Annotated in this window: 23 protein-coding genes; 9 read left to right on the top strand and 14 right to left on the bottom strand. The window is 66.7% G+C overall.

The window, feature by feature from the left end:
* Positions 1-129: 129 nt before the first annotated feature.
* The 7 genes from GBO37_RS07900 to GBO37_RS07870 form a co-directional block, all read right to left on the bottom strand.
* On the bottom strand, positions 130-999 hold the full coding sequence (locus tag GBO37_RS07900; protein WP_217846154.1) for a TIGR01459 family HAD-type hydrolase: 870 nt from the start codon (positions 997-999) through the stop codon (positions 130-132).
* Positions 999-1916: a manganese-dependent inorganic pyrophosphatase gene (locus tag GBO37_RS07895; RefSeq protein ID WP_252928281.1), complete on the bottom strand. Its 918-nt coding sequence runs from the start codon at positions 1914-1916 to the stop codon at positions 999-1001. Before GBO37_RS07895 ends, GBO37_RS07900 begins: the two co-directional genes overlap by 1 nt.
* A gap of 138 nt (positions 1917-2054) precedes the next feature.
* Complete coding sequence (locus tag GBO37_RS07890) at positions 2055-2564, bottom strand: CarD family transcriptional regulator (protein ID WP_042246772.1); 510 nt, start codon at positions 2562-2564, stop codon at positions 2055-2057.
* 292 nt (positions 2565-2856) lie between these two features.
* The gene (fdxA, locus tag GBO37_RS07885) at positions 2857-3195 is read right to left on the bottom strand and encodes a ferredoxin FdxA (protein WP_045999118.1); all 339 of its coding nucleotides are present in this window, start codon (positions 3193-3195) and stop codon (positions 2857-2859) included.
* Positions 3196-3226: 31 nt separating this feature from the next.
* The gene (locus GBO37_RS07880; protein ID WP_045999117.1) at positions 3227-3520 is read right to left on the bottom strand and encodes an RNA-binding S4 domain-containing protein; all 294 of its coding nucleotides are present in this window, start codon (positions 3518-3520) and stop codon (positions 3227-3229) included.
* A gap of 1 nt (position 3521) precedes the next feature.
* Entirely contained in the window at positions 3522-6452 is a 2931-nt protein-coding gene (locus tag GBO37_RS07875; protein WP_252928269.1) for a helicase-related protein, read from the bottom strand.
* Positions 6453-6461: 9 nt separating this feature from the next.
* On the bottom strand, positions 6462-6974 hold the full coding sequence (locus GBO37_RS07870) for a tetratricopeptide repeat protein (RefSeq protein WP_252928268.1): 513 nt from the start codon (positions 6972-6974) through the stop codon (positions 6462-6464).
* A 130-nt stretch (positions 6975-7104) separates the two neighbouring features.
* On the opposite strand from GBO37_RS07870, the gene GBO37_RS07865 reads away from it, so the two are divergent.
* Positions 7105-7389, top strand: a complete 285-nt coding sequence (locus tag GBO37_RS07865; RefSeq protein ID WP_042246766.1) for an SCP2 sterol-binding domain-containing protein — start codon at positions 7105-7107, stop codon at positions 7387-7389.
* 8 nt (positions 7390-7397) lie between these two features.
* Entirely contained in the window at positions 7398-8336 is a 939-nt protein-coding gene (locus GBO37_RS07860) for an alpha/beta fold hydrolase (protein WP_252928267.1), read from the top strand.
* A 37-nt stretch (positions 8337-8373) separates the two neighbouring features.
* Here the strand turns inward: GBO37_RS07860 and GBO37_RS07855 are convergent, their stop codons facing one another.
* The 6 genes from GBO37_RS07855 to alr all read right to left on the bottom strand — a co-directional run bounded on the left by GBO37_RS07855 (position 8374) and on the right by alr (position 13492).
* Positions 8374-9303 carry a hemolysin family protein gene (locus tag GBO37_RS07855; RefSeq protein ID WP_084693645.1) on the bottom strand — a complete coding sequence of 310 codons (930 nt, stop codon included), beginning with the start codon at positions 9301-9303 and terminating at the stop codon, positions 8374-8376.
* Positions 9300-9797 carry an rRNA maturation RNase YbeY gene (ybeY, locus tag GBO37_RS07850; protein WP_252928266.1) on the bottom strand — a complete coding sequence of 166 codons (498 nt, stop codon included), beginning with the start codon at positions 9795-9797 and terminating at the stop codon, positions 9300-9302. Before ybeY ends, GBO37_RS07855 begins: the two co-directional genes overlap by 4 nt.
* Positions 9790-10866, bottom strand: a complete 1077-nt coding sequence (locus tag GBO37_RS07845) for a PhoH family protein (protein WP_252928265.1) — start codon at positions 10864-10866, stop codon at positions 9790-9792. The genes ybeY and GBO37_RS07845 overlap by 8 nt, the downstream gene beginning before the upstream one ends.
* A 135-nt stretch (positions 10867-11001) precedes the next feature.
* Entirely contained in the window at positions 11002-11724 is a 723-nt protein-coding gene (locus tag GBO37_RS07840; RefSeq protein WP_252928264.1) for an ABC transporter ATP-binding protein, read from the bottom strand.
* Positions 11721-12479: an MlaE family lipid ABC transporter permease subunit gene (locus GBO37_RS07835; protein ID WP_252928263.1), complete on the bottom strand. Its 759-nt coding sequence runs from the start codon at positions 12477-12479 to the stop codon at positions 11721-11723. Before GBO37_RS07835 ends, GBO37_RS07840 begins: the two co-directional genes overlap by 4 nt.
* Positions 12476-13492, bottom strand: coding sequence for an alanine racemase (gene alr / locus GBO37_RS07830; protein ID WP_252928261.1), 1017 nt, complete (start codon positions 13490-13492; stop codon positions 12476-12478). Before alr ends, GBO37_RS07835 begins: the two co-directional genes overlap by 4 nt.
* Before the next feature lie 170 nt (positions 13493-13662).
* Between alr and GBO37_RS07825 the strand changes: the two genes are divergently transcribed.
* The 7 genes from GBO37_RS07825 (at position 13663) to GBO37_RS07795 (ending at position 19225) form a co-directional block, all read left to right on the top strand.
* Complete coding sequence (locus tag GBO37_RS07825; RefSeq protein ID WP_252928260.1) at positions 13663-15195, top strand: acyl-CoA carboxylase subunit beta; 1533 nt, start codon at positions 13663-13665, stop codon at positions 15193-15195.
* Positions 15196-15400: 205 nt separating this feature from the next.
* The gene (locus GBO37_RS07820; protein ID WP_252928258.1) at positions 15401-15556 is read left to right on the top strand and encodes a hypothetical protein; all 156 of its coding nucleotides are present in this window, start codon (positions 15401-15403) and stop codon (positions 15554-15556) included.
* Between the two features lie 87 nt (positions 15557-15643).
* The gene (locus tag GBO37_RS07815) at positions 15644-16057 is read left to right on the top strand and encodes a hypothetical protein (protein ID WP_045983965.1); all 414 of its coding nucleotides are present in this window, start codon (positions 15644-15646) and stop codon (positions 16055-16057) included.
* Positions 16058-16184: 127 nt separating this feature from the next.
* Entirely contained in the window at positions 16185-16427 is a 243-nt protein-coding gene (locus GBO37_RS07810; protein ID WP_045999109.1) for a hypothetical protein, read from the top strand.
* 75 nt (positions 16428-16502) lie between these two features.
* Positions 16503-16715 (top strand): hypothetical protein, encoded by a 213-nt coding sequence (locus tag GBO37_RS07805; protein ID WP_042246739.1) that lies wholly within the window; start codon positions 16503-16505, stop codon positions 16713-16715.
* A gap of 99 nt (positions 16716-16814) precedes the next feature.
* Positions 16815-18860, top strand: coding sequence for an acetyl/propionyl/methylcrotonyl-CoA carboxylase subunit alpha (locus GBO37_RS07800; protein ID WP_252928256.1), 2046 nt, complete (start codon positions 16815-16817; stop codon positions 18858-18860).
* Entirely contained in the window at positions 18857-19225 is a 369-nt protein-coding gene (locus GBO37_RS07795; protein ID WP_252928254.1) for a hypothetical protein, read from the top strand. The genes GBO37_RS07800 and GBO37_RS07795 overlap by 4 nt, the downstream gene beginning before the upstream one ends.
* Before the next feature lie 10 nt (positions 19226-19235).
* On the opposite strand, the gene GBO37_RS07790 is transcribed toward GBO37_RS07795, so the two are convergent.
* Positions 19236-19622, bottom strand: coding sequence for a DUF4174 domain-containing protein (locus GBO37_RS07790; protein ID WP_252928252.1), 387 nt, complete (start codon positions 19620-19622; stop codon positions 19236-19238).
* Between the last annotated feature and the right edge of the window lie 5 nt (positions 19623-19627).

Raw genomic sequence — 19627 nt, 5'->3', positions numbered from 1 at the left:
CCGGAATGCCATGATCCATGCCTCATGCTGCATAGCAGCACAAAGCATGGATGGCAACAATATTTCCGAATGCCTTCGGTATGCGTTCCATTGTTGCGCCGCGGCCCGCGCATCGCGGGCCGCGTCGCCTCAGCGCAGCCGCCCGATCGCGAAGGTCGGCGCCCGTCCCTGCGATCCCAGCCATTCAGGCAGCATCCCGGCATCGGGCTGTTCGACGTCCGGGCCAAAGGCATCCGCGGCCAGACCGCCGGTGACGAAGATCGAATCGATCCCCTGCGCCTCGGCACCCGCGATGTCGGTGGCGATGCCATCGCCCACCGCAAGATACCGCGCGTCGGGGCCCAACCCCATCAGCGCCCGCGCCCGGTCATAGATCGGCGCATGCGGCTTGCCGTAATACAGCGCCGTCCCGCCAAGCGACTGATAGAAATCGGCCAATGCGCCCGCGCAATAGATGCGGGTCTCGCCCATGTCGACGACGATGTCGGGGTTCGCGCACAGCATCGGCAGACCACGGTCGACCGCCCCCTGGAACCGGTCGCGGTAATCTTCGGGCGTCTCGTTCAGCTCGTCGAACGGACCCGAGGCGATGATCCCCTCGGCCTGCTCCAGCGGGACGCGCCGGATGGGCGCCGCATTGCGATGGGCGTCAGGAATGTCGGTAAAGAACCCATGGTCCTTCTCGATCCCGATATGCCAGACGTTCCGCCCGACGGCGCCTGCGAACATCGCGTCCTGCGCCGCGTCGCCGGAACTGACGACCAGATCCCAGGCATCGCGCGGCACGCCCATGCGGTCCAGCTGAGCGATCACGTACTGGTTCGGGCGCGGGGCGTTGGTCATCAGGCAGACTTGGCCACCCTGCGCGCGGAACGCCTGCAGCGCCGCGACCGCAGCCGGAAAGGGCTGCTTGCCGTTGTGCAGGCAGCCCCACAGATCGCAGAACAGCGCGTCATAGCTGGCCGATACCTCGGCCAGCGACGAAATGATGCGGGTCATCAGACGGCCAGGACCGGGATGATCTGCTTCTTGCGGCTCATGACGCCTGGCAGGACGACGGTATCACCGGTGACCGTGACGCCAAAGCTGCGCTCGGCCACGAACTTGACATAGTCGTTGGGCACCAGCAGCGTCGCCTGTTCGCGCAGGATGTCGACCACGAACAGCATGACCTCGTCCGCACCATCTTCGGCAGCAACGGCAGGCATGGCGGCGATCAGGGCATCCTTGCGGTCCAGGATCACCTGCGGCGCGGTCGTCTCCAGGACCGAGATGCGCAGCTGCTTGCCGCCCAGTTCGTATTCCTTGCTGTCCATCTTCAGCAGCGCGGCCTCGCTGAAGGCGCTGACATCGGATTTCGCGGCGAACATCTCGGCGGCGAACTCGGCGATGTCGACGCCCAGGTCGGCGGCCAGCTTCTCGGCCACGGCGCGGTCATGCGGGGTCGTAGTCGGGCTGCGGAATTCCAGCGTGTCCGACAGGATGCAGGTCAGCATCGCGCCCTTGATCCCTTCGGGGGCCTGCGCCAGATCGTCGCCGATCAGGTCATGCATGATCGTCGCGGTGCAGGCCAGCGGGCGGATCGTGATGTTGATCGGTGCACGGGTCTTGATGCCGCCGGCCAGCAGGTGGTGGTCGATGATCTCGATCACCTCGGCATGCTCCAGGTTGGCGGGCAGTTCGGCGGGGTTGTTGGTGTCAACGATCACGCAGACGTCGTCGGCGGCCACGTCGTCGATGATGCGCGGCTTGGACAGGTTCCAGCGGTCCAGCATCCACAACGCCTCGGTATTCGGCTCTCCCTGCAGCACGGCCTCGGCCGGGGTCTTGCGGCACTCGTTCAGATACCAGGCCCAGATGATGGGCGAGCCGGTGGAATCCGTGTCGGGGGAAGTGTGGCCGAAGACCTTGATCATGATGCGCCTCGAAGGGTGTTGGGTATGGATGGCCGCCTTATAGGCAGGCGGGGCAGCGTTGTCCACGTTCGGCACAACGGTCCACCAAAGCGAAAGGGCGCCCGGTCGGGGCGCCCTTGGGGTTGTCGTGGTCAGCGCTCAGGCGGCGCGTGTCAGCAGAACCTCGCCCACCCGCTTCTGCGCACCGCCTTCGTCCAGACCGCCGACGGCCGCGACTTCGCGGGTCAGGCGGTCGAGGGCGGCCTCGTACAGCTGACGCTCGGAATAGGACTGTTCGCGCTGATCGTCGCAGCGGTGCAGGTCGCGCACGACCTCGGCGATGGACAGCAGGTCGCCGGAATGGATCTTCTGCTCATACTCCTGCGCCCGGCGCGACCACATCGCGCGCTTGACGCGGGCCTTGCCCTTCAGGGTCTCCAGCGCGCGGTCGATCAGGTCAGGGGTCGACAGGCTGCGCATGCCGATCTCGCTGGCGCGGGCAGTGGGCACGCGCAGGGTCATCTTGTCCTTGTCGAACGAGATCACGAACATCTCCAGCCGCAGGCCCGCGACCTCCTGTTCCTCGATCGAGACGATACGACCGACCCCATGGGCCGGATAGACAACAAAGTCATCGGGGCGGAATTCGTTCTTCTTCGATTTCGACATCTGGCTTCCTCTGACATGCGCCCGCGAGACGGGCACAAAGGGCCGCAGGGGGGCAAGGCCACCCTCGGTCCGTTTTCGATCATGTTTGACGACCCCTGCCTGCAGTCGGCACGGATCCGGCAGTTTGGGATGCGACACAGTCCTGTTGACAAGCAGCAGCACAAGGCGCGACATAAGGAACTATAACACAAAAATGACGCCAAAAAAAGCACCGCCTTTCGGGCGGCGCATCGGCATTGTCTAGGCCTTTAATGACGGCGAAACAGGACCTTGCAGGCCCTGCCCGGTCGAATCAATCGCCTTCGCCGGGCGTTTCCGAGAAATACTTTTCCAGCTTGCCTTCCTGACCGTCCATCTCGGCGGCGGTCGGCAGGGGGTCCTTCTTCCGGGTGATAACCGGCCACAGCTCGGAATATTTGCGGTTGAACTCAACCCAGCTTTCCATCGCCGGCTCGGTATCCGGGCGGATCGCGTCTGCGGGGCATTCCGGTTCGCAGACGCCACAGTCGATGCATTCGTCGGGATGGATGACCAACGTGTTCTCGCCTTCGTAGAAGCAGTCCACGGGGCACACTTCGACGCAATCAGTGTATTTGCACATGATGCAGTTGTCAGTCACGACATAGGTCATCGGGGCGCTTTCGTCTGGTCTGTTCGGGCTGTCACCTAGACATTCCCGGGGGATCAATCAAGTCTTCGCGATACAGCAGCTGCGCCTCGGGGGCCGGGCCGCGCCGGTCCGACAGGCCCAGCACGGTCAGCACCCGCACACGCTGATAGGCGGATACCGTCAGCACGTCGCCGGGCCGCACGGCGCGCCCCGGCTTGCGGCAGGGCTGGCCGTTGACCCGGATGCCGCCCGCCTCGATGCGGGCGGCGGCCAGGCCGCGCGTCTTGAAGATCCGCGCATGGCACAGCCATTTGTCCAGCCGAAGGCCGGCGGCGGCCTCGGTCAAGTCAGGTCTTGTCCTTCAGCTGGGCCAGGATGGCAAAGGGGCTGTCCGGATCGGCCTTCTTCTCGGGGCGCGAGGAGAAGGTCTGGGGAGCCTGATGCGACGGCTTGCCGCCCTTCTTGGGGCCACCGAACTTGCCGCCGGGCTTGCCGTTGCGATCGCGACGTTCGCCCTGTGGGCGATCCCCTGCCGGGGCCGCATCCTTGGACTGACCGTCGCGCGGGACGCCATCGCGGCGCGGGCCGCGGCGCTGGCCCTGCGGGCGATCACCCTGGGGACGCTCGGCCTGGCCGCGGTCACCCTGCGGGCGACGGTTGCCGCGCGGCTTGGGCGCCCATTTGAAGGTATAGTACACCTCCATCTCAGGGGGTGCGACCTCGGCGGCGGTCTCGGGCTCCGCGTCGACAGCATCGGCCTCGGGGGCGTCTGCCTTGCGCTTCTCGGCCTGCTCGGCCTCCCACTTGGCGCGGGTCTCGGCGGCCAGGACCGATTCCTCCTCGGTCATCGGCGCGTCAGAGCCGTCAGCCTCGGGCGTGGACACGACGGCCGGGGTCTCGGTCGCCTTGACCTTGGCACGCTCGCCCTTGTCGGCGGAATAGCCCAGGCCCTGCATCAGGCCCGAAAACTGCTCCAGCGTCATGCCGGTGATCGACAGCATGTCGGGATTGGCCTCGAACCCGCCGCGGGTGTCCTGCGCGCGCAGCAGATCGGCCAGCCGCTCCAGCATGTCGATGCGGATCGCCCGGTCGCCCGCGGGGCGATAGCCCGACAACGCATAGACCTGATCGGGCACGACCGGAAGATGCGGGATGGTGACCAGACCCGGCGGCGGGCTTTCCGGGAATTCGGACAGCCCCTCGTGCAGCGACCACAGGACCAGGCGCAGGCGCGTCGGCGCGGGCTTCAGCAGCGCGGGCAGGAAGATGGTGAACTGGCCAAAGCGGACGCCATGCTTGCGCAGCATGCCCCGGGATTCCTGGTCCAGTTCCTTGACCTCGGCGGCGATGCCGTCGCGGGGCAGGATCCCAAGCGCCTCGACCAGCCGGAAGGCAAAGCCACGGGCCAGACCGGTCAGCGCCTCGTCCTTCTGCAGGGTCAGCAGCGGCTCGTACAGCGCGGCGATCTTGCGGTCGATGAAATGCTGGGCCCGGCGGCGGACCTTGTCGGCGATCTCGGGACCGGCCTCCTCGTCGACGAAGACCTCGACGCCGGGATGCAGCGGATCGGCGCCCTTGACCAGCTTGCCGACCGCCTGGCTGCCCCACATCAGGCCGCCCTGTTCGGTATAATCCATCTCGGTGTCGGGCGCGTTGTAGAAACGGTCCGCACGCAGATGGAATTCGGGCTTGAGCGCGTCATAGCTGGCGCGGCTCAGCATCCTGGCCTCGTCCGCCGATGCGGTCTGGTCGGGGCGGAAGCGGAAGCCCTCCAGGCGGCCGGCGAATTCGCCCTCGACCGTCACTTCGCCCTTGTCATTCACTTCGGCCACCAGGCTCTCCTTCTGCTTGAGCCGGCGCAGAAGCACGGATGTGCGCCGGTCCACAAATCGTTGGGTCAGGGCCGCGTGCAGCGCGTCCGACAGGCGGTCTTCTACAGCGCGCGTTTCCCCGCGCCAATGCTTTTCGTCCGCCACCCAGCCCGTTCTTTGCGCGACATAGGTCCAGGTGCGGATATATGCCAACCGCTTCGAAATGGCGTCGATGTCGCCAGCGGTCCGGTCGATGCGTTCGATGGCCCGGCCAAGCCAATCCGCCGGGATATGTCCATCCTGCAGGAAACCGAAGATCCGCGCCAGCAAAGTCGCGTGTTCCATGGTCGAGATCCCGCGGAAATCGGGCACTCGGCACACGTCCCACAGCAGGCGCACGTCCTTGCCGCCGCGGATGCGGTCCTTGATCTCGGGGAAGTCGCGCAGGATCTTCAGCGTCGCCACGTCGTCGGCCTCGCGCCCGCGGGCCAGCAGTTCGTGGCCGGGGCCGGTCTCCAGGCTTTCGACCAGCCGGTCCATGCTGCCGAAATCCAGCTTGCCGTTACGCCAGACCAGCCGGCTGATGGGGGCGAACCGATGGTTCTCCAGCGCGTCGATCAGCCCCTCGTCCAGGGGCTCGGCCTCTCCAGTGACACCGAAGGTCCCGGATTCGGTGTGCCGCCCTGCCCGGCCGGCGATCTGTCCCATCTCATGGGGAAACAGCGGGCGGACCCGCTTGCCGTCGAACTTGTGCGTGGCGCTGAAGGCCACATGCTTGATGTCCAGGTTCAGGCCCATGCCGATGGCGTCGGTGGCCACTAGGTAATCGACCTCGCCGTTCTGGTACATCTCGACCTGGGCATTGCGCGTGCGCGGCGACAGCGCCCCCATCACGACCGCACAACCCCCCTTCTGCCGACGGATCAGCTCAGCCATCGCATAGACGTCGTCGACGCTGAAGCCCACGATCGCGCTGCGTGGCGGCATCCGGGACAGCTTCTTCGATCCTGCCCATGACAGGGTCGAGAACCGCTCCTTGCGCTCGAACTGGGTTTCGGGAACCAGGGCCGCGATGGTCGGGCGCATGGTGCTGCTGCCCAGGAACAGAGTCTCGACGGTGCCGCGCATGTGCAGCAGTCGGTCGGTGAAGACGTGCCCGCGCCCGGGATCGGCACACAGCTGGATCTCGTCGATGGCCACGAAATCCGTGGCGATGTCGGGCATCGCCTCGGTGGTGGCGACCCAGTACTGGACGCGGTCGGGAACGATCCGCTCCTCTCCGGTGACCAGGGCCACGACCGAGGGGCCACGCGCGGCCACGATCCGGTCATAGACCTCGCGCGCCAGCAGGCGCAGTGGCAGGCCGATCACCCCCGACCGGTGGTTCAGCATCCGCTGGATGGCGTAGTGGGTCTTGCCCGTATTGGTCGGGCCCAGGATGGCGGTGATCCGCCCGCGCGTCGTCATGTTCATGCCTTAGATATCGGTGCCGATGCGCTTGTGTTCCAGACGTGCCTGGCCATCGATGGCTTCCTGCTGGTGGGGATGGATCGCCAGGCTGGCGCGATAGGCCGCCAGGGCGCGGACGTCGTCGCCCATCTCCTCCAGCATGGCGCCCAGCTGGGTCAGCGCCGCAAAATGGCGCGGCTCCAACTCCAGCGTGCGGCGCAGGTCGGCCAGCGCGGGCCCGAACTGGCCCGCCGTCGCATAGGCCGCGGCCCGCATCTGGAAGCCTGCCGCAAAGTCGGGGGCATGGTCGGTCAACGCGGTCAGATGACCGATGGCCGAGGGGATGTCCCCCATGTCCAGCGCCGCCTCTCCCCGCTGCAGCAGCAGGTCCATCGCCGGGGATCCGGACCGCGACCATTCGCGCAGGATGTCGCTTTCCGCGATGCGCCAGCCTTCGCCCTCGGGCTGGGCCAGGCGCGCGAAGGCGTCGTCCAGCCCCTGGCCTGCGGCCGCGATCGGTACCACGCTTGCAATAACCACGAAAATCGTCAGAACTTTGTGACGCAATGCCGTGACGGCAGAGTGGAAATTCAAGCGGACCGCGTTCATATGTCTGGTGTAGCCCAGGCCGCAGGTCGGGCGCCAGACAAAGCGCACCAGGAGACGTGAAATGAGCGAAGTCGTGACCAAGGCCGTCCAGAAGCTGGGCGAAAAGATCGACAGCTTCGATTCTGTCGCAAAGTTCGTCATCACCGGCGAAGGCGCGATCATGATCGACGAAGACGGCGTGCGCGCCGGCGACGAGGATGCCGAGGTGACCCTGACGGCAAGCCGCGAGACATTCGAAGGCATCCTGAACGGCGACGTGAACCCCGCGACCGCCTTCATGATGGGCAAGCTGAAGATCGACGGCTCGATGGGCGTCGCGATGCAGCTGGGCCAGAAGCTGTCCTAAGCGCCCGCGTGCAGCAGGCACCCTTCCATCAGCTTCCGGACGACCGGTCGCAGCCCGCCCGCGCCTTCTGGGCGCAGGCCGGCGATGGGGTCCGCCTGCGCATGGCGCATTGGCCCGCGGATGCGGCACGCGGCAGCGTGCTGCTGTTCCCCGGGCGGACCGAATACGTCGAGAAATACGCCCCCGTCGCCCATCGCCTGATGGCCGAGGGTTACGACGTCCTGTCGATCGACTGGCGCGGTCAGGGCATGTCGGACCGCCTGCAGCCCAATCCCCGCCCCGGCCATATCCGCGATTTCGCGGATTACCAGCACGACGTGGTCGAGATGATCGTGGCGGCGGAACAGCTTGACCTGCCCCGTCCGTGGCATCTGCTGGCGCATTCGATGGGCGGCTGCATCGGGTTGGCCGCGCTGGAGGGCGGCATGGCCGTGCAGAGCGCGGTGTTCTCCGCACCCATGTGGGGCATCAATCTTCGCCGGATGCAGCAGGGCGTGGCCTTGGGCATCGCCTATCTGGCCGGACGCGTGGGGCGTGGCGGCCTGACGGCACCGGGCAGCGGCGGGGCGGCGACGACCTATCCTCTGGACGAGAGCTTCAACGCCAACCTGCTGACCGGCAACGGTGACGAATGGGCGCGGCTGGTGCGCGAGGCCGTGGCCTGGCCCGACCTGACCATCGGCGGTGCCACCTTCGATTGGGTTGGCAGGGCACTGAACGAATGCGCCCGCCTGTCGCGCATTCCATCGCCCGACATGCCGATGCTGGTGTCTGTCGGCAGCGAGGAAAAGGTCGTGTCGTCGCAGGCCATCCGGGACCGTGCCGCGCGCTGGCCGCAATCGGAGCTGCTGACCATTCCGGGGGCCAAGCACGAAATCCTGATGGAAACGGATGCGCTGCGCGATTTGTTCTATGAGGCGATGCTGGCCCGGTTCGAGGCCAGCTGACGCGACACGGAGCGGGGGCTGTACGCCCCCCGCCCCGTCAGGACTGGGCGCTTTTCCGATCGGACGGCGTGCTGATGCTGGGCATGCGCAGGCGGATCCGCTTCAGGCGACGCGGATCGGCATCCACGACCTCGAACTCGGCGCCCGAGGGATGGGCGATCACCTCTCCACGCAGCGGCACGCGCCCCGCCAGCATGAAGATCAGACCGCCAAGCGTGTCGATATCCTCGTCCTCGTCGCCGATCAGGCGCAGGCCGGTCTCAGCCTCGACATCGTCCAGCGCGGCACGGGCCTGGATCAGCCACTGGCCGGTCTTCTCGTGCACCCACAGGCCGCCCTCGACCTCGTCATGCTCGTCCTCGATCTCGCCGATCACCTGTTCGATCAGGTCTTCGATGGTGACCAACCCGTCGACGCCCCCGTATTCGTCGATGACCAGCGCCATGTGGATGCGCTTGGTCTGCATCTGCTGCAACAGCACCCCGATGGGCATCGAGGGCGGAACGTACAGCAACGGCCGCAGCATCGGGCGCATGGTGAACTTGCCCCCCGCGCCGAACCCGTGCTTCAGCGCCAGGTCCTTGAGATGGATCAGGCCAAGCGGACTGTCCAGCGTGCCGCGAAAGACCGGCATCCGTGAAAACCCGTGCTCACGGAACATCTCGACCAGATCCTCCAGCGACAGGTTCGCAGGGGCGGCCACGATCTCGACCTTGGGGATGGCGACGTCATCGACCCGCATGCGGCGCAGATTGACCAGGCCGGGGGTGCCCACGACATGGCGGTCCTGATGATCGTCGTCCGCGCCGCTTTCGGACCCTGTCAGGGCCGAGAGCACGCGGCCAAAAAATCCTTTGCCATTACCGGCCTCCTTCTCCTCGGTGGCGCCACCGTCGACGGCGATCGCCGTGACCTCCTCGATGGCCGGCTGAGGAGCGGGCTCGGATAATCGGCTTTCGGAATTCATCGGTCTTTCTCCTGGTAAGGGTCTGGAATGCCAAGCCGGGACAGGATGGCGCGCTCCGTCGCCTCCATCAGTTCGGCATCGGGATCGTTCAGATGGTCGTAACCCAGCAGATGCAGGGTCGCATGGACCAGCAGGTGCTGGACGTGATGGTCGAAGGGCGTGCCCTGATCCTCAGCCTCGGCCGCGCAGGTATCATAGGCGATCGCGATGTCGCCCAGTTCCTCCTCGTCCGGCATCTCGGGCGCCTGACCGGGATCATGCGGCAGATGCTCGACCGACGGCCATGACAGCACGTTCGTGGCCCGGGGCTTGCCGCGGAAATCGGCGTTCAGCGCGGAGATGCGGGCGTCGTCGCAGCCCATGACGACCACCTCCCCGCCCAAGCGGTGGTGGTCCAGCGCGGCGGTGACGGCAAGGGCCGCCAGGTTCTCTAGACCGGCGGCCTGCCATCGGTCATCCTCGATGACGCAGTCGACGGAAATCTCGTCAGGCATCGTTTCTGAATGCGCGGCGGGGAACGTACTGGCCGCGCGGCTCCTCTGTTTCACCGCGGGCAAGGGCGGCGTTGTCCTCGACCTCATACGCCTTGATGATGCGCGCGACAAGCGGGTGGCGCACGACGTCATCGGCGGTGAAATAGCTGAAGCTGATGCCCTTGACGTCCTTCAGGATGCGCTCGGCGTCCATCAGGCCCGACATCATGCCGCGCGGCAGGTCGATCTGGGTGCGGTCGCCGGTGATGACCATCCTCGAGCCTTCGCCAAGACGGGTCAGGAACATCTTCATCTGCATGCTGCTGGCGTTCTGCGCCTCGTCCAGCACGACGAAGGCGCGCGACAGGGTGCGCCCGCGCATGAAGGCCAGGGGCGCGATCTCGATGCGCTTCTCTTCCATCAGCTTCTGCATCTGCTTTCCGGGAAGAAAGTCGTTCAGCGCATCGTAAAGCGGCTGCATGTACGGATCGACCTTCTCCTTCATGTCGCCCGGAAGGAAGCCCAACCGCTCCCCTGCCTCGACGGCGGGGCGCGACAGGATGATCTTGTCAACATGGCCGCCAATCAGCATCGTCACACCCACGGCCACCGCCAGATAGGTCTTGCCGGTGCCCGCAGGCCCGATGCCAAAGGCCAGCTCGTTCTGGAACAGCGACCGGACATACGCCTTCTGCGCATCCGTACGCGGCTCGACCGATTTCTTGCGGGTTCGCAGTTCGTAGTTGCCCTGCGCGAACATCTCCAGCTGTTCGGCCGGGGTCACGTCGGCGGCAGGTTCGACCCCCATGCGCAATGCGGCCTCGACCTCATCGGGGCCGACGGGGCGGTGCTGTTCCAGCCGCGCATATAGGCCACGAAGCAGGTTCGCGGCCTCGGACTGGGCCTCGGGGCCGCCGACCACGGCAATCTGGTTGCCGCGACGCAGGATATGGACGCCAAGTGCCTCCTCGATCCGGGCCAGATGGCGGTCGTTGGGACCGCACAGGTCGATCAACAGCCGGTTGTCGGGGAATTCAAGCAGGGTTTCGGCAGTAGCCGCGGTGACGGGTGGCGTCGGGGTCAGGCCCAAATGTCTCTCCTGGTCAATCTGGTCGGTCCATGGTGGCAAGCCAGTCGGATTCGCACAAGTTCATGTTCGAGGTAAATGGGGCGCAACTGCCCCCGTTTGTGGCAGAACGGCCAAGCCTGTGCAAAAGTTGCATCCTTATCGCGCATGATCACCGGCCCCGGCGGACGGGATGCCCAGAAAACCGGCCAAGGCGGGCGCGCGGTCCATGTCCGCCATTGGGCCGTCATGCGCGATGCGACCATCCGCCAACAGCGCGACACGGTCGCCGATGATCCGGCAGCTGGCCATGTCATGCGTGATGGTGATCGCGGTGGCCCCTGTTTCGGTCACGATGCCGCGGATCAGCGCATCGATGGCCCGCGCGCGGATCGGGTCCAACCCGGTGGTCGGTTCGTCGAAGAAGATCACCGCCGGGTCGTCGGCGATGGCGCGGGCCAGGCCGACGCGTTTGGCCATGCCGCCCGACAGCTGCGCGGGCATCAGATTGGCGATGTCCGAAGCCAGCCCTACGCGCGCCAGCTTGTCCAGCGCGATGGCACGGGCGCGGCGGTCGTCCATCCGCTGGCGCAGGCGGAATGCGACGTTCTGCCAGACCGACAGGCTGTCGAACAGGGCCGCCCCTTGGAACAGCATCCCGAACCGCGCCATGAAGCGTGCCCGGTCCAGCGGCTGGCCGTTCCACAGCACCTGCCCCGCATCGGGGCGCTCCAGCCCCAGGATGCATTTCAGCAGGACCGACTTGCCGGTGCCGGACTGGCCGATCACGCACAGGCTCTCGCCCGTGGCAACGCTCAGATCGACGCCGTCAAGAACCTGCTTGGCGCCAAAGGATTTGCTGAGGTTGCAGGTCCGGATCATTCGAAGAACAGCCCGGTCAATGCAAAGTTCGCAGCCAGGATGCCGACGGCGGCGGCGACGACCGCATTGGTCGTGGCCCGTCCGACGCCTGCCGCGCCGCGCCCCGACCGCATGCCGAACCAGCATCCCGACAACGCGATGACCAGTCCGAAGACCGCCCCCTTGATCAGGCCAGAGGTGACGTCCCAAGGCTCTAGGTACGCCCAGCTGTTCGCGATGTAGCTGGCCGAATTGAACCCAAGCGACATCGTGCCCACCAGCCAGCCGCCCATGATGCCGATGATGTCGCCCGTGGCCACCAGCACTGGCATGCACAGGATCGCCGCCCACAGCCGGGGCGTGACCAGCCAGCGGACCGGGTCGGTCGACAGAGTCACCAACGCGTCGATCTGTTCGGTGACGCGCATGGTCCCGATCTCGGCGGCGATGCTGCTGGCGACGCGGGCGGCGACCATCAGGCCGCCCAGGACGGGCCCCAGTTCGCGAACCATGCCGATGGCCACGATTGCCGGGACGACGTCGCCGGCCTGAAACCGCTCTCCGCCCGAATGGATCTGCAGGGCCAGCGCCGCTCCGGTGAACAACGCCGTCAGCCCTACGACCGGCAGCGACAGCCAGCCGATCTGCATCACCTGGCGCAGGATTGCACGGGGTGTCCCGAACCCCGACAGCCCCCGCATCGCGAACAGCGCCACCGCCCCGATGGTCCGGGTGGCGCGTAGGGCGGGTCGTCCGATCGCCCGGATGGGCGTCACAGATAGGTCCGCTGGTAGCGCAGCCCAAGCGAGGTCAGCACCTCGTATCCGATGGTGCCGGCGATGTCAGCCAAGCGGTCGATGGGTTGATGCGCACAGATCAGGTCAAGCCGGTCGGGTACCGCATCCAGATCGGTGACGTCCACCGTGATCAGGTCCATCGACACGCGCCCGACGACCGGACAGGCCACATCGGCGGCGAACAGCTGCGCGCCCTTGCCCGACAGCGAACGCAGGATGCCGTCGGCATATCCCGCATCGACGGTGGCGATGCGACAGTCGCGCGTCGCGTGCCAACTGGCGCCATAGCCGACCATCTCTTCCCTCCGCACGTCACGGGTCTGGATCACGCGCAGCGACAGCGTGACGACGCCGCGGGCCTGCGCAAAGGGCAGCCCGCCGTACAGACCCACGCCGGGGCGCACCATGTCGAAGTGATAATCCGGTCCCAGCAGAATACCCCCGGTCGCGGCCAGCGACCGCGGCACTTCACAGCCATCGGTCATTGCGCGGAACGTGGACAGCTGCGCCGCATTGGCGGGGTGGTCGGGCTCGTCCGCGCAGGCCAGGTGCGACATGATGAAGGCCGGTCCGGCGGCCAGCGCCTCGTCCCGGATGGCGCCCCATTCGGCGGCCTCCATGCCAAGGCGGTTCATCCCGGTGTCCAGCTGGATGGCGAAGGGCTGGCCGGGGCGCATGGCGCGATCACGAAAGAACTGTGCAGGACTGTTCAGGACCGGGGTCAGCCCGGTCAGGTCCGCGCCCTCCATGTGCCCCGACAGCACGTTGATGCGCGCGTCCCGCGGCAGCAGCGGCCGGATCGCCCGTCCCTCAKGCGCCAAGGCCACGAAGAAATCGCGCACGCCGGCGGCATAGAGGGCCGGGGCGACGCGGTCGGCGCCCAGGCCATAGGCGTCAGCTTTGACCACGGCGGCGGCACGCGCGCCGGGGGCCAGTGCGGCCAGTGCCGCGTGATTGGCCACGATGGCCGCGATGTCGATCTGCAATCCCATATGCGTGGCTTGCCCCCCTGTCCGGCCCGCGTCAAGAGGCTGCCGCAGCATGTGTTTGCACATATGCACTTAGCATGAAAGCTCGCATCTGTATTTTGCAAATTCCCCCGAATTGTCTTTGCCGCACCTGCATCGCAGTCTAGCCTGGGACACCGGATCAGGAGGGCGCGATGAAGGACATTCTGCAGCAGCTGGAAGAACGCCGACAGCAGGCCCGGCTTGGCGGCGGCCAGCGGCGCATCGACGCCCAGCACGCCCGCGGCAAACTTACGGCCCGCGAACGCATCGACCTGCTGCTGGACGAGGACAGCTTCGAGGAATTCGACATGTTTGTCGCCCATCGCAGCACCGATTTCGGCATGCAGGACGACCGCCCGGCAGGCGACGGGGTGGTGACCGGATGGGGCACCATCAACGGCCGCATGGTCTATGTCTTCTCTCAGGACTTCACCGTCTTCGGCGGATCGCTGTCGGAAACCCACGCCCAGAAGATCTGCAAGGTCATGGACATGGCGATGCAGAACGGCGCGCCGGTGATCGGGCTGAACGATTCGGGGGGCGCGCGCATCCAGGAGGGCGTGGCCAGCCTTGCGGGTTATGCCGACGTGTTCCAGCGCAACGTGCTGGCATCGGGCGTCGTGCCGCAGATCAGCGTGATCATGGGTCCCTGTGCAGGTGGCGCGGTCTATTCGCCCGCGATGACCGACTTCATCTTCATGGTGCGCGACACGTCCTACATGTTCGTGACCGGGCCCGACGTCGTCAAGACGGTCACGAACGAGGTCGTGACCGCCGAACAGCTGGGCGGTGCGTCCACGCATACCCGGAAATCCTCCGTCGCGGACGGCGCGTTCCAAGACGACGTCGAGGCGCTGTCGGAGATCCGCCGGCTGTTCGACTTCCTGCCGCTGAACAACCGCGAAAAGGCCCCGACCCGGCCCTTCTTCGACGACCCCGCGCGGATCGAGCCCAGCCTGGACACGCTGATCCCCGATAACCCGAACCAGCCCTATGACATGAAGGAGCTGATCGCCAAGGTCGCGGACGAGGGCGACTTCTACGAGATCCAGAAGGATTTCGCGGGCAACATCATCATCGGCTTTATCCGCATCGAGGGACAAACGGTGGGGGTCGTCGCCAACCAGCCGATGGTGCTGGCCGGTTGCCTGGACATCGACAGCTCGCGCAAGGCCGCGCGCTTCGTGCGGTTCTGCGACGCGTTCGAGATCCCGATCCTGACGCTGGTCGACGTTCCGGGCTTTCTGCCGGGGACCGGCCAGGAATATGGCGGCGTCATCAAGCATGGGGCGAAACTGCTGTTCGCCTATGGCGAGGCGACGGTGCCCAAGGTCACGGTCATCACCCGCAAGGCCTATGGCGGCGCCTATGACGTGATGGCGTCGAAGCATCTGCGCGGCGATTTCAACTATGCCTGGCCCACAGCCGAGATCGCGGTGATGGGCGCCAAGGGCGCGGTCGAGATCCTGTATCGCAGCGAACTGGGCGATGCCGACAAGATCGCCGCCCGCACCAAGGATTACGAGGACCGCTTTGCCAACCCCTTCGTGGCCGCCGAAAAGGGCTTCATCGACGAGGTGATCCAGCCCCGGTCGACGCGTCGCCGGGTGGCCCGCGCCTTTGCCAGCCTGCGCGGCAAGCGGCTGACGAACCCGTGGAAAAAGCACGACAACATTCCGCTGTGACTGACGGGGACGGGCGCGCGATGCACAAGGTCGTGAATGATGCAGCCGAGCCACAGGGGGGCGGCGCTTTGGCGCCCGCCTTCCCGCGTCCCTGTCTGATCGCGGCGGGCTTCTCTATCATGCCGCGCAGGCCGGCAGATCAACAAGCCGACCACAACCCGAGCAGCCGGGCGCAACACCGCCCGCCCTACAGGAGCATGTTTCCATGTCGAAAAAGATCATCCTCGGCCTCGTGCTGGTTTCCGCCTTCGCCGCGTGCCAGCGCCAGCAGCCTGCCGACGTCTATGTCCCGACCGCCCCAGCCGCGCCCATGGTCAACCCCGTCACGACCGAGCCTGTCTACAACAGCAAATTCAGCTAAGACGAGACGTCCGACAATTGCGCGCGGGCGGCCAGCCTGCCCGTGCGCAGCGATCCGGCCCGCGCGCCCCAGCACAGGGGCCCTGCCATGCTGAAGCATCGCGGCTTTCCCGGGCGTCTGCCCGGCACCGATTTCCAGTTCGTCATCCGGCGCGAGAATCGCAAGAAGGGCGCCACGCCCATCACGCGCCGCGAACGGTTCAAGGACCGCAGGCCCGCCGACAAGCGCGCCGATGCGGGCTTTCTTTCGGCGCTGATCGCGCATTTCGGCGACGAACCCTTTCCCCGCGGCAATCTTGATGCCGGTCGGCTGTCCTGGCTGATCGGCCGCGAGGTCAAGCCGGTGGGCCAGTTCGACCCTGCCGATTACGACCAATTGCTGCAGGTCGACATGGCCGAGGCGGAGGCCGCCTTCCCCGAGCTGTTCGTCAAGGATGCGCCCCAGGAGTTCGACTGGGACGACCAGGACGGCTGGGACGACGACGAGGCCGACGACGACTGATGCGCAGGTTGATGCTGAACCCCTTGAAGTCACACGCAGGTCAGTTTGACGCAGGCATCAGCTATGCGATAACCCCTTACCACCTCCCATCGGCCCCCGACGGGCCCATTACGACAGGTTTCTTATCATGCAGAAATTCTTCTCGCTTCGCGTTGCCGGCCTGGCCCTGGTTGCCGCCGGTCTTTCGGCTTGCGCCCCCGGCTATCAGGGCGGCGGCATCTCGCCCGACGCGCAGCGCGCCGCAGGCGGTGCCGTTGCCGGTGCCGTCATCGCGAAGGCCCTGGACGAAGACCTGGCAACCGGCGCCGCGATCGGTGCCGTCGGCGGCGCGCTGTGCGACGACGCCGGTGTCTGCCAGCGTCGCTACTGATCGCTGCGGCAACCTCTCACCCTATCGGCAGCCCGCGCCTGACGCGGCTGCCGCCCAACCCACGGGATCTTCACCATGTCCAAATTCCTTGCCATCGCTGCCCTGGTCGGCACCACGGCCATCGCCGGCTGCACCCAAGGCATCAACCCGACCGACACTGACCGCGCGCTCATCGGCGCCGGCGTCGGCGCGACCGTCGCATCGGTCGGCGGTACCAACGTCGTCAAGGGCGCGGCCATCGGCGGCGCCGCTGGCGCGCTGTGCAACGACTTCCGTCTGTGCCAGTGACCTGCTGATCGGCGCGCCCGTCGCGCCGACCGTCTGCAAAGCCGTCCGAAGCCCCGCGCTTCGGGCGGCTTTTTCACGTTCCGTCCTGGGGGGGAGCCCATGTTCAAGAAGATCCTGATCGCCAACCGGGGCGAGATCGCCTGCCGTGTCATCAAGACCGCCCGCAAGATGGGCATCGCCACCGTCGCCGTCTATTCCGACGCCGACCGCAATGCGCTGCATGTGCGCATGGCGGACGAGGCCGTCCATATCGGCCCGGCCCCCGCCAACCAGTCCTATATCGTGATCGACAAGATCATGGACGCGATCCGCCGGACCGGCGCCGAGGCCGTCCATCCCGGATACGGCTTTTTGTCCGAGAACATGAAGTTCGCCGAGGCGCTGGAGGCCGAGGGCGTCGTCTTCATCGGCCCCCCGTCCGGCGCGATCGAGCAGATGGGCGACAAGATCACATCGAAGAAGCTGGCGCAGGCCGCGGGGGTCAGCACGGTTCCGGGTCACATGGGCCTGATCGCGGATGCGGACGAGGCCGCGGCCATCAGTGCCCAGATCGGCTATCCGGTGATGATCAAGGCCAGCGCGGGCGGCGGCGGCAAGGGCATGCGCATCGCCTGGTCCGACGAGGAGGCGCGCGAGGGTTTCCAGTCCTCCAGGAACGAGGCCGCCAACAGCTTCGGCGACGACCGGATCTTCATCGAGAAATTCGTGACGCAGCCGCGCCACATCGAGATCCAGGTCCTGGCCGATCAGCACGGCAACGCAGTCTATCTGCACGAGCGCGAATGCTCGATCCAGCGCCGCAACCAGAAGGTCATCGAGGAGGCGCCGTCGCCCTTCCTGGACGAGGCCACCCGCGCCGCGATGGGTCAGCAGGCCGTGGCCCTGGCCAAGGCCGTCGGATACACCAGCGCGGGCACGGTCGAGTTCATCGTGGACGGAAGCCGCAACTTCTATTTCCTGGAGATGAACACCCGCCTGCAGGTGGAACACCCTGTGACCGAGCTGATCACCGGCGTCGACCTGGTCGAGCAGATGATCCGCGTCGCGGCCGGAGAGCCGCTGCCCTTCGCGCAGTCCGACCTGACGATCACCGGGTGGGCGATGGAGAGCCGGCTGTACGCCGAGGACCCCTATCGCGGTTTCCTGCCCTCCATCGGACGTCTGACCCGTTACCGCCCACCGGTCGAGGTGGCGGCGGGGCCGATGCTGACCGGGGGCAAGTGGCTGGCCCATGGCGCGCCGACGGGTCCGGCCGCGGTCAGGAACGACACCGGCGTCTATGAGGGCGGCGAGATCAGCATGTTCTATGACCCGATGATCGCAAAGCTGTGCACCTGGGCACCGACCCGCGGTGAGGCGATCGAGGCGATGCGCACCGCGCTGGACGCCTTCGAGGTCGAAGGGATCGGGCACAACCTGCCCTTCCTGTCGGCGGTGATGGATCACCCGAAATTCGTCGCGGGCGACATCACCACCGCCTTCATCGCCGAGGAATATCCAGACGGGTTCCACGGCGCGGCCCTGCCCGAGGACGAGATGCATCGCATCGCCGCCGCCGCCGCCGCCATGCACCGCGTGGCCGAGATCCGGCGCACCCGTATCAGCGGCCGCCTGAACAACCACGAACGCCATGTGGGCGACGATTGGGTGGTGTTCGCGGACAAGCAGGACTGGCCCGTCCGCATCACCGCCGATGCCCATGGCGCAAATGTCGCCATCGCGGGGCGCACGATCCGGGTCGAGGGCGATTGGCGCCCCGGCCAGTCGCTGGCGCGGCTGGAGGTGGACGGACGCCCCCTGGTGCTGAAGGTGGACAAGATCGCCGCCGGGCTGCGCCTGCGTGCGCGCGGGGCGGACCTGCGCGTGCATGTGCGTCGGCCCCGTGCGGCGGAGCTGGCACGTCTGATGCCCGAAAAGCTGCCGCCCGACACGTCCAAGTTCCTGCTGTGCCCGATGCCCGGCCTGATCGTGACGATCAATGTCGCCCAGGGGGACGAGGTTCAGGAGGGTCAGGCGCTGGCCACCGTCGAGGCCATGAAGATGGAGAACATCCTGCGCGCCGAACGCCGGGGCATCGTGAAATCCGTCAATGCTACGCCGGGCGAAAGCCTGAAGGTCGACGACGTGATCATGGAGTTCGAATGATCCCCGCCCTGCCCGCCTATCTGCTGTCGGCCGGACTTGGGCTGGCGGGCGCGGCGGGCATCCTGTCGGCGGTGGCGGCGCAGACCGTGCCCTTGCTCGGCACGCAGGTGCCGCTGGCCTATCTGCTGCCGCCGATCGTCGGGCTGGCGTTCTTCCAGCTGGTTTTCGGGGCATGCACCGGACGCTGGCGCGGGTGGCGGTTCTGGGCGGCGGCCATCCCGCTGTCGGCGGTCATCTGGGGCGCGGCATTGATGGCGCTGCTGGGCGGTCATGCGTCGTGGCAGGCCGCGCTTGGCGTGGCGGCTGCGGGTCATGTCGCCGCAGGTCTGGCGGCGCTGTCGCTGACACGGGGGCGCGTGGCATGATGCGCGGGCGCTATCGCATCTCCTGCTGGCGCATCGGCATGCTGTCGATCAGGGACAGGATGTCCTCTGCCGCGACGGGCATGGCCGACCGCATCTTGATCCCGCCATCCTTGCCGATCAGCAGAACCTGGAACCCCTGCCCATCGCGCAGTGCGTCTGCACCGGATCCGTCGGTCAGGATGACTACCTCGCGTTCTGCCAACTGCTCCGCATGTGCCTGCAGGTCGGCGATCTGCCGTGCGACCTGCGCCTCGGGTCCGAGGACGACGACAGGGCGCGCCTGCCAACGCAGCGCGGCAAGCGTGTCCGCCTGCAGCGGCGCGGGGCCGCGGGCGGTGTCGGCGGGTGCCATGACAGGCCACAGGGCCAGGACGGTAGACAGGCAGAATCGGTGCATGATCG

It is taken from the genome of Paracoccus sp. 08, assembly GCF_024105395.1.
Taxonomy (GTDB): Bacteria; Pseudomonadota; Alphaproteobacteria; order Rhodobacterales; family Rhodobacteraceae; genus Paracoccus; species Paracoccus marcusii.
Note: the sequence above shows the minus strand (reverse complement) of the source record. Positions and strands in the feature narration are given on the sequence as shown.